This is a genomic window from Marinobacter vulgaris (genome assembly GCF_003344045.1).
In the GTDB taxonomy this organism is placed as follows: Bacteria; Pseudomonadota; Gammaproteobacteria; order Pseudomonadales; family Oleiphilaceae; genus Marinobacter; species Marinobacter vulgaris.
In genome coordinates this window covers 339,767-352,241 of the sequence record NZ_QFWX01000003.1, presented here as the reverse complement: position 1 = coordinate 352,241, position 12,475 = coordinate 339,767, and the positions used below count along the sequence as shown (strand labels likewise).

Genomic DNA, 12,475 nt, shown 5'->3' with positions numbered 1-12,475 from the left:
TCAGTCCCTGACATTCCAGACGCTGATATCGGCGTCGTCGCCCTCGCCACCCTCGCGACCATCCGCACCATAGGAGTAAAGGTCATAGGGCCCTTCGGTGCCGGGGCTGACGTACTGATATTCATTGCCCCAGGGGTCCTCGGGAACACTGTTGAGATAGCCTTCCGGGTTCCAGTTCCTTGGCTCCGGGCTGCCACTAGGCTCGGAGACCAGCGCTTCCAGACCCTGCTGTGTGGATGGGTAATGACTGTTGTCAAGACGGTAGAGGTCAAGGGCATTGGCAATGTTGCTCATCTGTGTTTCGGCCACAGTTACCCTGGCCTGGTCGCTGCGTCCCATGATATTTGGAGCCACAATGGCAACCAGCAGGCCCAGAATAACCATTACCACCATGATTTCGATCAGGGTAAAACCCCGTTGTGCGGTCTGATATGTCATTGTCGTGCTCTTCATTATTCCATTGTTCCATGTGTCTGGGTTTGAAAATGCACCGGAGGACAGTAGCCAGAAGGAAGGCTATCCAACCAGGTTACTCATGTTGAGAATCGGGAGCATGATGGCCAATACAATGATGAGAACCACCACGCCCATTAATAGCAGCATCATCGGCTCGAACAGTCCGACAATGGCCGCGATTTTCGACTGCAGGGTATTCTCCTGCATGGAAGCCGTGCGCTCCAGCATGCTGTCCAGTTCGCCGCTGGCCTCCCCGCTGGCGATCATATGCAGCATCATCGGCGGGAAATAGCCGGTCTGGTCCAGTGAGCGGTGCAAAGAACCGCCCTCGCTTACCTTCCTTGCCGCATCCTTCAACTCCTGACGCAGGTAATCGTTTGATAATACCTCGCCAGCAATTCGCATGGCATCCACCAGGGGCACACCACTGGTGGTGAGAATGCTGAGTGTACTGGCGTAACGGGCTGTATTGACCCCACGAACCATACCGGCCAACAGCGGCATGTTTAGCAGGCTTTTGTGAAATTTGAGCCGGAACGCGGGTTTGCGCAAGGACCACCGGAATGCCGCAATACCGCCTATGATCAGTATCAGCAGATAGATACCGTAATTTCCCAGAAAGTCCGATACCGCCAGCATGGCTGACGTCAGTGCCGGTAATTCCTGCCCCTGCTTCACAAACACTTCAATAATGTCCGGCACCACGTAAGTCAGCAGGAAGACCACAATGGCAATGGCGACCACACTGAGAATAATCGGGTAAATGGCCGCAAGCTGGATCTTCTGGCGGGATTCCTGGCGCGCTTCGGTGTAATCCGCCAGCCGGTTGAGTACCAGGTCCAGATGCCCGGCGTGCTCGCCGGCTGCGACGGTGGAGCGATAAAGCCGCGGAAAGGCCCTCGGAAATTCCCCGAGACTGTCGGCCAGGCTGTAGCCTTCCATGACTTTGGCACGGATGGCGATCAGCATGCTGCGGATCCGCGGGCTGGACGACTGCTGGGCTGCTGCCGACAGGGCCTGTTCAATGGGAATGCCGGACTGTATCAGGGTCGCCAGTTGCCGCGTAATCAGCGCAAGGTCCGCCGTCGCCAGACCGCCCCGACTGCTCAATGGGTTACTGCGGGTCTGTTTTTCGGTGGCCGGCTCCACTGCCAGCGGCGTCAGCCCCCTTTCGCGCAGCTGCTGACGCACCGCCCGCGGTGCATCCGCCTCGACCACTCCCTGTTTCTGCTTGCCACGGCTATCAAGAGCTTTGTATTCGAACGCTGGCATGAATCTACTTGCTCCGGTGGGTCACACGAAGGACCTCTTCAACCGTGGTTACCCCATCCAGGATCTTCTGAACGCCATCGGCGTGAATACTCGGACCGTGGAGCCGGGCCTCGTGCTCCAGATCAAGCTCCCCTGCCCGCTTGTGGATCAGCGAGCTGATCTCCTCATTCACCTCAGCCACCTCATAGATACCAATACGGCCACGGTAGCCCAGCTGGTTGCAGTGTTCGCAACCTGTGGAGCGGTAGATGGTAGGCGGGTTTGCAGGATCCTGCTGAAGAAACTCGCAGTGCTCCTCGCTGGGCTCATAGGGTTCCCGGCAATCCTTGCATAGCACACGCACCAGGCGCTGGGCTACGATCCCCACCAGGCTGGAGGAGATCAGGAACGGCTCGATACCCATGTCCATAAGACGGGTAATGGCGCCCACGGCAGTATTCGTATGCAGGGTGGATAACACAAGATGGCCGGTCAGGCTGGCCTGAACCGCGATTTCTGCGGTTTCCAGGTCGCGGATCTCACCGATCATTACCACGTCCGGGTCCTGGCGCAGAATGGCACGCAACCCCCGGGCAAAGGTCATATCCACCTTGGTGTTGACCTGGGTCTGACCGATACCCGGCAGGTTATACTCGATGGGGTCCTCGACCGTCAGAATATTGCGGCTGCGGTCGTTTATTTCCTGAAGCGACGCGTACAGAGTTGTCGACTTACCGGAACCCGTCGGGCCGGTAACCAGCAGGATGCCGTAAGGACGATAGATCATCTTACGCAGTACCTTCAGGTCGTTGCCGGCCATGCCCAGGGATTCCAGGCGAATATTCCCGGCCTGCTTGTCCAGCAGGCGCAGCACCACCCGCTCGCCACTGGAAGACGGCATGGTTGAGACACGGATATCGACTTCCCGGCCGGCCACACGAAGGGCGATACGACCGTCCTGGGGAACGCGTTTTTCGGCAATGTCCAGTTTTGCCATGACCTTGATGCGGGACACCAGCAACGGCGCCAGCGCGCGCTTGGGCTGAACCACCTCCCGCAGCACACCATCCACCCGGAAGCGGACCACCAGGCGGGTTTCATAGGTTTCAATGTGAACGTCCGAGGCGCTGGTCTTGACCGCCTCCGTCAGAATGGCGTTGATCAGCCGAATGATCGGCGCATCGTCTTCCTGCTCCAGCAGATCCTCGGTTTCCGGCACGGAATCCGCCAGAGAGGCCAGATCCATGTCGTCACCAATACCCTCCACCATTTGCATCGCTTCGGCGGAATCGTTCTGGTAGGCCGCATTCAGTGCGGCATCAAACCGAGCGGGCTCAATGGTGGAAAATCTGGCGCGGCCACCACTGATGCGATTGGCCTCGGCCAGCGCAGAATGGCCGGCCCCCGGACGCACCAGAATAACCGGGTCACCATCGTCGTCACGGGTCAGAATCACGCCGTTGCGTTTGGCGAACGTGAAGGGAAGACGGCCTACCGGAGCATCCTGGGCCTGAAGTTCGGTGTCTATGTCCAAGATCGTCCTCGATGTTGTTGCCGGGGCCGGAAGACTAGAGCTCCAGAATCCCTTTTTATTCAATTAACTCAGAAAGGCTACCATAGGATATGGAAGCGCTGAATAACTCTATACACTATGTAACCAATAAAACTTTCCAGTCTGATAACCTGTGGGCCTTTTGTCGGCTCTCACCTGTTTTATTTCGGGACGTTCAATGCTTTTAACCAGCTCGAGGTTACCACTGTTACTCGCCATCGTCGCAGGCATCGGCATGATTACTGTGACAGCCTGGCAGGGATATCGTTTCTGGCAGAATGAAACCGACACGACCACAAACCTGTCCGCCTCCGTGAGCGCCCAGACAACGACCGGGGCCCAGCAAAAGCCGGATGTCAATCTGGCTTCCCTTGCTCTTTTCGGGAAGCCCGGAGAGACGGGCACCCAGGCCGAGCCGGACACCGAAAACCTGCCGGAAACCAACCTCCGCCTCTATCTGAGAGGGGTACTGGCGGCCTCAGGCGATTTCCCCGGCAGCGCACTGATCGAGGACGACAAGAGTAAAACCGAAGCCTATCTTGTAGGCGATGAACTGCCGGGCAATGCCACACTGCGTTCGGTGCGCGCCAATCGTGTCATTATTGAACGGAGCGGCAAACTCGAAAACCTTTATTTCCCGGAGAATGAAGACCGCTCCGGAGTCTCCGTGGCACCCAGCCAGACCTCCCGCAGCGAAGATGATTCGCAGATGCAGTCGCAGCCGTTGAATGCCGGCCAGTCTTCGTCCCCGGATTCCAGCGAACAACGCCGGGAAGAAATTCGCCAACGCCTGGAACAGCTTCGTGAACGGCTGCGAAACAACTGAGCACGCCCAACAATCTCTTGAAATTGGCCGTCAGTCCGGTAAAACTCTGAATAATCTAAAACAACAATTCCCTGGTTCAGTACCAGAGTATTCAATAAGTCTTTGGCAGCATTCCTAAAGGCAGCCCCGATGGCCGTTGCAGACTACCTGATACCATACGATTTTTCGCCAGTGACGATATTGGGCTTCGCGCTCGTGCTGGGCTTCTATGGCTATGGGCTGCTGAAAATGCCGGAAGCAGACCGGCCCGGCAGTGGCCGTATACTGGTGTTTGTTGTGGGCGTGATGATTTGCTACGGCGTCATGCAGACCCGGTTCGATTACTACTCCCAGTATATGTTCTTTGTGCACCGGGGCCAGCACCTGATTCTTCACCACCTGGGGCCGATCCTGATTGCGCTTTCCAATCCCCTGCCGGTGATGCGTTTTCTCTACAGTCGAATCAAGCCCGGTGTAAGGCACATACTAAGACCTCTGGGGTGGCTATACCGGTTCCTGCAACATCCTGCCATTGCATCGTTCCTGTTCGTGGGACTGATTTATTTCTGGTTGTGGCCGCCCATCCATTTTGACGCCATGCTCAGCCGCGACCTTTACTGGGTGATGAACTGGAGCATGCTGCTTGACGGTCTGCTGTTCTGGTGGCTGATCTTCGACCCGCGCTCACCGGTCACCAGCGATGCCCTCGGCTATGGCAAACGCATTTTGCTGCTGGCCCTGGTGGCGATTCCCCAGATGATTCTGGGCGCCACCATCGTTTTCTCTCGGGGCATGGTCTACGATGTCTACGAGGTCTGCGGTCGTGCCTGGCCGATGCCGCCTGAGACGGACCAGCTCCTGGGCGGCCTGCTCACCTGGATTCCGCCTGCCATGATGAGCATTCTCGGCATACTGATCATTCTTCGCCGCGCCATGCGGGAAGACGGTAAGGTAGCGCCCCTTTCCGAAAATCTGGAGGCATCCCATCCATGAGTATTGAGTGTCGTTCACGCCGGCAAGGGACCCTGCCAATCGCCGCCGTCATTGCCACAGCATTTCTCCTGGCTGGCTGCTTCGGCGACGATGGGGCCTGGCGCGGCAAGGATATCAGCGGACTGATGCCGGAACTGGCTTTCGAGCTGACGGATACCTCCGGCGACACTCTCACCGCCAATGAAACCGACGGCGAAATCCGGATGCTGTTCTTCGGCTTTACCTCCTGCCCCGATGTCTGCCCTGCCACGCTCCAGAAGCTCTCCCGCGCCGTCAAGGAGATGCCTGGCGAGCTGCAGCAGGATGCCCGGATTGTCTTCGTCAGCGTGGACCCACGTCGGGATACGCCGGAACGCATTGCCAGTTACGTGGATTTCTTCAGCGAGAGAGCCATCGGCCTGACCGGCGAAGAAAAAGTACTGCGGGAACTGAGCAAACGCTACCGCACCACCTTTGGCTACGATGATCCGGATGCAGAAGGCAACTACAACGTCTCACACAGCGGCGCTGTTTATGTGTTCGACCGGGAGGGAAATGCCCGCCTTCTGTTCAGGCCTGACCTGAGTGTCGAGGACATCCGGACAGACCTGGTTGCGCTGGCTCAGGAAAGCAAAAGCTGAAGCGAGATATTTTCAGTACTCCCGAATCACTCGATCGCCAACTTTTTAAGCCACTCCACTCCAAAGCGCACGCCGAATCCTTGCAGGTCTGTTGGAATATGAGCAAGCCCACCTTTGTGGGTGCCGGAAGAGGCCATATCCACATGAACCCAGCCGATTCCCTTATCAACGAAGCGTCCGAGCAGGCGTGCCGCATAGATATGATCGCCCGGCCCGGCGGTTCTGCACTGCAATGTGTCAGCAACTGTTGAGTGCAGGTCTTCGTCGTAATCGTCTTCATACGGGAACGGCCAGACCCGTTCACCGCAACGCTCACCGGCCTGGATGATTGGTTCGACCCACTCGCGGCGATTGGTTATGGCACCGGCCATTCGCTGGCCCAGAGCCGCTACCACACTGCCGGTCAGCGTCGCATAATCGATGATGGCACGGGGTTTTCCGCGTGATACAAGTGCCAGTGTATCCGACAGCACCATTCGACCCTCAGCATCCGTGTTAATCAGCTCGATGGTGGTGCCATCCAACGCCGTAATCACATCATTGCATTTGACTGCCCGGGATCCGATGTGGTTCTCCGCCAACGCCAGCCAACAGTCCACCGGCTCGTCAAATTTCATACGGGTGATAGCAAGAAAGGCACCGAGCGCGACAGCACTGCCCTGCATATCACCATGCATCCCCAGCATGCCGCCGCCCACTTTCAGGTTACTGCCACCGGTGTCAAAACAGATCCCTTTACCGACAAGCGCGAGCGGTTTCCCCTCAGCCCCCTCCGGACGATATTGCAGATGGAGTATGCCGGCATCCCTGACCGGGCTGGCCTCGACAACGGAAAGAAAGGCCCCTGCCCCCAACTCTTCCAGCTTGTCGCGGTCATAGAATTGGGCTTGCCAGCCTTCCTCACGGGCCAGTGACTCGGCAAACTCCCGATAGATTCCCGGCGTCAGATAGTTGCCCGGCAGGTGGGTTAACCAGCGAGCCAGGTTGTTGCCCTCAGCCGTTGCTTCGGCGTATTCAAAGTCAGCGTTTTCGAAATTCCCGAAAAAGCGGAGTGCGTTCAGGCTGTTCGATTCAGGCGGTTTGTCGGTAACTCTGGGCAGCTCAAAAAGGGCTGCGTGGGCCGCCGCCACAAGGGCTTCTGCGATGGCACTCCCGGACGGGTCATCACCCAGCAGGGAGATGACGTTGACTGCTTCCAGACGCTCGGCGAGCAAGGGGCCGATGATCTTCCGGGCCAGAGTCAGTGCTTTGAATGCCTGGAGGTGTTCTGACACGAAAACAACCGCCGCTCGCCCACCATCAGGCGTGGAGAGAAACACCGGATTGGTGGTTTCCGGATAGGCTGACAGGCGCTTTCCCAGGAATTCAGCCCAGGGTGTACCGCCTATGGCTCCGCGGTTGGCGTCAGGAACCAGTATGACAACACCTTCTGCCGGTTCAATATCCCAGGCATCAGGTATTGAGTCGTCTTTCTGGAGCAACAATAAGGGTAGACCGGAAAACTCTGGTTTCATAAGAAATACTCCATGGTAAGCCTGAATGACATTGGCTGGAGTATAGTTGGTTTTACCCGGGGATAGGACAGTGAGCTGGGCTAACTATGCTGGGCCCGGCTTCGTGCTGCCGGGTTTTAGCCGGAGGGGAATTATCGTTTCTGGATCTGTTGGACCAGCTCCACACGCTGTGACTCGGTTTTGGGATCTTTTGAGGCTACCCCAGTCGAGTCAGGGGCAAGAGCCACCAGCACAATTGCCATGATCGCAAAAAGCAGGGGAACGACGAGCCCGGCGATCTCGACGGCATCAAAGGAGATGTCCTCGGGTTCGACGGCGCTGATTTCATTTACGTGTTCCATCAGGGAAGAGCCTTGTGTTGTCCGGGTTGCCAATTGCGCCTCAACGAATATCATCAGGAGCTGTCTGAGCGGCGAATTTTAGGGGCTGGCGAGGGGCCAGGCAATCGATTAAACCGCATAATGAGGTTCCATATCGGTATTTGCCTATTCAACCAATACCGGGTTATGAGCTTAAGTAACGGGTTGTTTCGGTTTATTACGTTTTGTGTGAAATCAAGGCTCATCTCAACCTCGCCCTGTAGCATTTTTCCGGCAATTGCCGTCATAACGGCGCGTCTTCCCCCGATTCATGCACATCATCGTCAGTCGTGTATACGTTAAAGCGCGGTGCACCGACGTTAGGCAGCCTGAAAAATCAGCTGTATACTTCCTGTACGAAATTTAAGATTTCACTATTCCCGTCTCTGAGAACCTATTCAGAGGTACAGTTGGTGCCCCAGATGCAAAGAGCCTGTTAATGCCCCGTTCCTTAGCCCCGAATAATGAACAGTCGCTGTCTGCGGTCAAGCAAAGTGAGCAAAAGTTCTATGAGCTGATCGAAAGCCTGCCAATGGTCGCGGTACAGGGCTACAACAAACAGCGCCAGGTCATTTATTGGAACGAGGCGAGCCGGCGCCTTTACGGCTACACCCGAGAGGAGGCCCAGGGGCAGTTACTGGAAGATCTTATTATTCCTGACCATATGCGAGAAGACGTCATAAAGGCTCACCAGAGCTGGCTGGATGAAAATATCAGTCTTCCTGCAGAAGAAATCGAGCTCAAGCACAAGAACGGTCACCTTGTTCCCGTCTACTCCAGTCATGTGATGATCAAGCAGGATACCGGTGATTGCGAAATGTTCTGCATTGATATCAGCCTGCTGGAACAGAAAAGGGCCAGGGACGAGCTCTACAGGATGGCAAGCTTCGACGATTTAACCCAGCTACCCAACCGACGGTTGATGGAGGTTGAATTATCCGCTCGTCTGGCCGAAGCCGAGCGGACGGACCGGGTCATGGCGGTCGTGTTCATTGACCTGGACAATTTCAAGCTGATCAATGACACCCTCGGTCATCATTATGGAGACAAGCTGCTCAAGGCGGTTGCCGAAGCCCTGAAAACAGAAATTCGCAGTTATGATCTGCTGAGCCGGTTTGGCGGTGATGAGTTTGTGTTGTTGTTATTTGATGTGACTGCGCCAGAACGTATACACGAACTTCTTCAACGCCTGATCAGCAAACTGGATGCGGGCTTTGTTCTGGATGGGGACTGCTATCAGGTGACCGCCAGTTTCGGTGTCAGCCTGTTTCCGGGCGATGGCGCGACGGCGGCTGAACTGATGGGGAATGCCGATGCCGCCATGTATCAGGCCAAAGAAAATGGCAAGAACAGTATCTGTTTTTACACCTCAGACATTAATGATCGACTGGTTCATTATCAGGAAATTACGGCACTGCTGCACCGTGCGCTCGCAGCCAACAGTCTGCAACTGCACTTTCAGCCGCAGATAGATCTGAGATACGGCGGCTTCGGTTCCTGTGAGGCGCTGTTACGTTGCTCGGACGGAAGTTCCTGCCCCGTCTCGCCGACTGTTTTTATTCCGGTGGCGGAAAAATCGGGGCTGATTCATCGTATAGGAGATTGGGTCATCGAAGCGGCCTGCCGGCAGCTTAAGGCCTGGCAGGGTACGGCACTGGAAACGGTACGGGTTGATATCAATCTATCGGGCAGGCAACTGACGAATCCGAATCTGGCTGAGCAAATTCTGCAGACTCTGAAAAATCATGAGCTGAAACCTTCCCAACTCGGCCTGGAACTGACCGAAAACGAAGTCATTGGTGGGGATGATGGGCAGATCAGGCAGCTGGAAAGACTGAAACAGGCTGGCGTGCATATTTCTATTGACGATTTTGGAACCGGTTATTCGTCCCTTGTTTATTTGCGGAAATTGCCGGTTTGCAGCCTCAAGATTGACAGAAGCTTCCTCCACCACGCCATGGAAAATGATAGTGATATGGCTATCATGCAGGCCATGATTACGGTCGGGCACAGTCTTGGTCTGAGCGTGGTCGTCGAAGGCGTGGAAACCCCTGAACAGGACCGTCTGGTCAAGAGTCTGGGCTGTGATCTGGCCCAGGGGTTTCTTTACGCCAAGCCCATGCCGGCGGACCAGATGCTGATATAGAATTGTCTCCCCTGCTGCGGGCGCACTTCCCGTTGCGCTCCAGGCGCTTTATCACATTTCTTCATGAACCTGGCCATAGGCCAGCATCGCGAACAAACAGGTACCGCCAAGAATGTTGCCGGCAAGCACCGGGGAGATATGATAGGTCAAAGCGATAAAGATGCTCATTTCCCCATTGAGCACCAGAGTGAAAATCTCGTTCGAGCCGGCGATAACATGGGTGAACTCACCCGCCGCGATCAACCAGGTAAACATGACGATAACCAGCACCTCGGAGCCCTTCGCAGAAGGCAGCATCCACACTATGGCTGCTATGAAAAAGCCTGACGGAATGCCGCGCAAAAGTGTTTCGGCCGGGGTCAATGTGGCCAGGTGGTGCGATATCTCAAGAATCGCCGCGTAGGTGTCCCCGGAAAGAATGCCGCCATGGACGACGATGGTGGCAGTAATAAACGTGCCACACAAATTCGCAGCGAGTACAATTGCCCAAAGGCGCGCAGTGCGATAGAGCCGATTACGGGTCGGTTGGGCCAGAACCGGCAGTACAACAGTGATGGTGTTCTCGGTGAACAGCTGAAGCCGGCACAGGATCACGAGAACAAACCCGAACGAGTAGCCCAGGCTTTCAATCAGCGTGAGGTAGGGGTGCTCTGAGCCCAGATTGGAGCGGATGATGCCCTCAACGAGTACCGAGGTCGAAATACCGAACCCCGCAGCCACACCGGACCACCAGAGCGAGATTTTCGGGCGTTGCAGCTCCGATTCGCCCTCGCGCATGATGATGGAGTAAACGGTCAGCGACGAAAGTTTGCCGTGTTCGGCGACGGTATCCCGCTCTTTCGGAGTCAGTGACTTTTCGCTCGATGTCGGTGTCTGTTCGCGCGATTCGCGATCCTCGACCCTGGCGCGAGACTCCTGATCGTCTGCGGCCTCCCTGGCTTTCTTTTCGGGGGAGGAATTCCGATGCTTGTCCCCGTCACTCATTCGACCGTCCTTTAGCCACCCGAAAACACTTGTGCTGCTGCAAACCAAGCCTACTGGGAAGTTGGCTTACACATAATGATAGCTTAGAAACTGTATTCGGTTGATAAAAGACTGATCACAGCGGAATAATCTGCTCATGTTAAGGGCAAGAAAAAGTCGGAATCTACTTTTTGAACGTTTTCCAATCGACGACGTTGCCTGCAGAGTCAAAGTGGACGAAACCTGCATAATCATCATCGTCGTGCCAGGCCTTGATATAGCCGATCACTTCACCTCGCTCTGAGAGCATTTCGAACGACGATCTGCTGATGTCCGAGCCTCCTTCGCTGGAATCTTCCCCGCTGATTTCCTGAAGCGTAACGTTCGGTGCGTTAAAAAGGGCATGATTTAAAAGGTCAGAATTCACAGGATAAACTCCCTTACAGTCAGACTGGTGAAGGAATAGCCATGAAATGAGAATCAGTATATCCGAGACTTGCAGCATTGGCTTGACCTGTCCCAAGACTGTTTTTGAATAAAAAACAACCAGCCAATAATCCCTATAGATCCGGCGACGCGATTAACGACACGCTCTATTTCACATCCTATGGCGGAAAATCTGAGGCTCAACTAGAGTGCCTCTGATGATGATCCGGGGTTGTCTGCATTAACAATCAGCAGAGGTGCGAAAGCGGGCGGTAAGATCACTCATCGAAAGTGCTTCCTGTTTCAATACCACGCTGATCTCCCTGCTATCAGCGACACTGCGTGCCAGCGTTGCGGCGTGGTCGCCAAGCGCGGCCTCCTTCATTTCCGCAATCTGATGATCAACACCCTGCACGCCTGAGACCAGATCACCTACCCACTGGCGGATTTCTCCCGTGGAATCGGCAGTGCGCTTTGATAACGTGCGGACCTCATCAGCAACCACCGCAAACCCGCGGCCGTGCTCACCCGCTCTCGCCGCCTCGATCGCAGCATTCAGCGCCAACAGATTCATCCGCTCAGGCATATCTGCGATAACGCCAATGACCTTTTCGATCTTGAGCGTCGATTCCGTCAGGTCCTGTTCGATACGCTGCAGCCGAATAATCACGATCTTTCTCAGCCATAAGGTCATCAGAACAATAACCAGCAGAAAAATGATGAACCCGGTGATCAGGAACACCTGCTGGCTACTCAGATACTCCAACAATTCGCTGGACTCCTGGCTTATCCGTGCACGACTGGCCACCTCCCGCGCGCCGATGCTTTCGAGCATTGGCGACAAGGCAGGAAAGAGCTCAAAGTCCACGGCTTTACCTGCCTGATAGTAGCTTTTCTCGCGAACTCCCTCCCCGAGCTTATCAAGATACAAATCGACCGGCTCAAAAACACGTTCATGCTCCTCCGCCCATTGGTCCAGCTGCACATTCTGTTCAATGGCGCCCCACTTCGTGGGTATCGACTCTGAAAGGGCTGCGAGTTCCTGTTCGATTTCATCCCAAAGCAACAACTGGCCTTTGATCTTGTAGGAAAGGTCCTGCAAATGACGGAGATCCTGTTCCAGATCGTTCAGTAGCCAGGATTCTGTGAGTCGATTCTGTATCAGCTGTTCAGCTGCGGTTTCTGCCTTGATGATGATTGACCAGGACAACAGGGCCACGGCCGAGAGCGCAAAGACTGAAAGGAATGAAAAGAAGAGAATCTACTGCGAACGGTTTTGAGCATGGTGCCCCCTGGTCAAATAAAGGGCCGATACTGCGCACAGATGGTGACATTTAGATGACATTCAGGGAATGATTTCGTGACCTGCACCCAACCAGTAAACTCAATC

Annotated in this window: 11 protein-coding genes and 1 pseudogene; 4 read left to right on the top strand and 8 right to left on the bottom strand. The window is 55.3% G+C overall.

Annotated features, from left to right (window positions below; genetic code table 11):
- From gspG to gspE, 3 genes are all read right to left on the bottom strand, one after another.
- Positions 1-438, bottom strand: a complete 438-nt coding sequence (gene gspG / locus DIT71_RS07860; RefSeq protein WP_227537998.1) for a type II secretion system major pseudopilin GspG — start codon at positions 436-438, stop codon at positions 1-3.
- 78 nt (positions 439-516) lie between these two features.
- Positions 517-1,728 (bottom strand): type II secretion system inner membrane protein GspF, encoded by a 1,212-nt coding sequence (gene gspF / locus DIT71_RS07855; RefSeq protein ID WP_114612649.1) that lies wholly within the window; start codon positions 1,726-1,728, stop codon positions 517-519.
- A gap of 4 nt (positions 1,729-1,732) precedes the next feature.
- The gene (gene gspE, locus DIT71_RS07850; protein WP_114612648.1) at positions 1,733-3,241 is read right to left on the bottom strand and encodes a type II secretion system ATPase GspE; all 1,509 of its coding nucleotides are present in this window, start codon (positions 3,239-3,241) and stop codon (positions 1,733-1,735) included.
- Positions 3,242-3,437: 196 nt separating this feature from the next.
- On the opposite strand from gspE, the gene DIT71_RS07845 reads away from it, so the two are divergent.
- The 3 genes from DIT71_RS07845 (at position 3,438) to DIT71_RS07835 (ending at position 5,677) form a co-directional block, all read left to right on the top strand.
- The gene (locus DIT71_RS07845) at positions 3,438-4,085 is read left to right on the top strand and encodes a type II secretion system protein N (protein WP_114612647.1); all 648 of its coding nucleotides are present in this window, start codon (positions 3,438-3,440) and stop codon (positions 4,083-4,085) included.
- 129 nt (positions 4,086-4,214) lie between these two features.
- Positions 4,215-5,057 carry a cytochrome c oxidase assembly protein gene (locus tag DIT71_RS07840; RefSeq protein WP_114612646.1) on the top strand — a complete coding sequence of 281 codons (843 nt, stop codon included), beginning with the start codon at positions 4,215-4,217 and terminating at the stop codon, positions 5,055-5,057.
- Complete coding sequence (locus DIT71_RS07835) at positions 5,054-5,677, top strand: SCO family protein (RefSeq protein WP_114612645.1); 624 nt, start codon at positions 5,054-5,056, stop codon at positions 5,675-5,677. Before DIT71_RS07840 ends, DIT71_RS07835 begins: the two co-directional genes overlap by 4 nt.
- Before the next feature lie 26 nt (positions 5,678-5,703).
- Here DIT71_RS07835 and DIT71_RS07830 read toward each other — a convergent pair whose 3' ends face one another.
- Together DIT71_RS07830 and DIT71_RS07825 are read right to left on the bottom strand one after the other, a co-directional pair.
- Positions 5,704-7,191: a M17 family metallopeptidase gene (locus DIT71_RS07830; protein ID WP_114612644.1), complete on the bottom strand. Its 1,488-nt coding sequence runs from the start codon at positions 7,189-7,191 to the stop codon at positions 5,704-5,706.
- A 131-nt stretch (positions 7,192-7,322) separates the two neighbouring features.
- Positions 7,323-7,532, bottom strand: coding sequence for a hypothetical protein (locus DIT71_RS07825; RefSeq protein ID WP_114612643.1), 210 nt, complete (start codon positions 7,530-7,532; stop codon positions 7,323-7,325).
- A 457-nt stretch (positions 7,533-7,989) separates the two neighbouring features.
- Here DIT71_RS07825 and DIT71_RS07820 point away from each other — a divergent pair, with 457 nt between their 5' ends.
- Positions 7,990-9,696, top strand: coding sequence for a putative bifunctional diguanylate cyclase/phosphodiesterase (locus DIT71_RS07820; protein WP_114612642.1), 1,707 nt, complete (start codon positions 7,990-7,992; stop codon positions 9,694-9,696).
- A gap of 51 nt (positions 9,697-9,747) precedes the next feature.
- Here DIT71_RS07820 and DIT71_RS07815 read toward each other — a convergent pair whose 3' ends face one another.
- From DIT71_RS07815 to DIT71_RS18590, 3 genes and pseudogenes are all read right to left on the bottom strand, one after another.
- Positions 9,748-10,680 (bottom strand): formate/nitrite transporter family protein, encoded by a 933-nt coding sequence (locus tag DIT71_RS07815; protein ID WP_114612641.1) that lies wholly within the window; start codon positions 10,678-10,680, stop codon positions 9,748-9,750.
- Positions 10,681-10,843: 163 nt separating this feature from the next.
- The gene (locus tag DIT71_RS07810) at positions 10,844-11,086 is read right to left on the bottom strand and encodes a hypothetical protein (RefSeq protein ID WP_114612908.1); all 243 of its coding nucleotides are present in this window, start codon (positions 11,084-11,086) and stop codon (positions 10,844-10,846) included.
- Between the two features lie 410 nt (positions 11,087-11,496).
- Positions 11,497-11,707 (bottom strand): annotated as a pseudogene (locus DIT71_RS18590) (methyl-accepting chemotaxis protein); the annotation flags it as partial.
- Positions 11,708-12,475: the final 768 nt, after the last annotated feature.

What these genes read in the sequence shown, in the direction of transcription:
- gspG (WP_227537998.1), bottom strand. Translation starts at nt 438, where the DNA reads ATGACATATCAGACCGCACAACGGGGTTTTACCCTGATCGAAATCATG.
- gspF (WP_114612649.1), bottom strand. Translation starts at nt 1,728, where the DNA reads ATGCCAGCGTTCGAATACAAAGCTCTTGATAGCCGTGGCAAGCAGAAA.
- DIT71_RS07845 (WP_114612647.1), top strand. Translation starts at nt 3,438, where the DNA reads ATGCTTTTAACCAGCTCGAGGTTACCACTGTTACTCGCCATCGTCGCA.
- DIT71_RS07840 (WP_114612646.1), top strand. Translation starts at nt 4,215, where the DNA reads ATGGCCGTTGCAGACTACCTGATACCATACGATTTTTCGCCAGTGACG.
- DIT71_RS07835 (WP_114612645.1), top strand. Translation starts at nt 5,054, where the DNA reads ATGAGTATTGAGTGTCGTTCACGCCGGCAAGGGACCCTGCCAATCGCC.
- DIT71_RS07830 (WP_114612644.1), bottom strand. Translation starts at nt 7,191, where the DNA reads ATGAAACCAGAGTTTTCCGGTCTACCCTTATTGTTGCTCCAGAAAGAC.
- DIT71_RS07825 (WP_114612643.1), bottom strand. Translation starts at nt 7,532, where the DNA reads ATGGAACACGTAAATGAAATCAGCGCCGTCGAACCCGAGGACATCTCC.
- DIT71_RS07820 (WP_114612642.1), top strand. Translation starts at nt 7,990, where the DNA reads ATGCCCCGTTCCTTAGCCCCGAATAATGAACAGTCGCTGTCTGCGGTC.
- DIT71_RS07815 (WP_114612641.1), bottom strand. Translation starts at nt 10,680, where the DNA reads ATGAGTGACGGGGACAAGCATCGGAATTCCTCCCCCGAAAAGAAAGCC.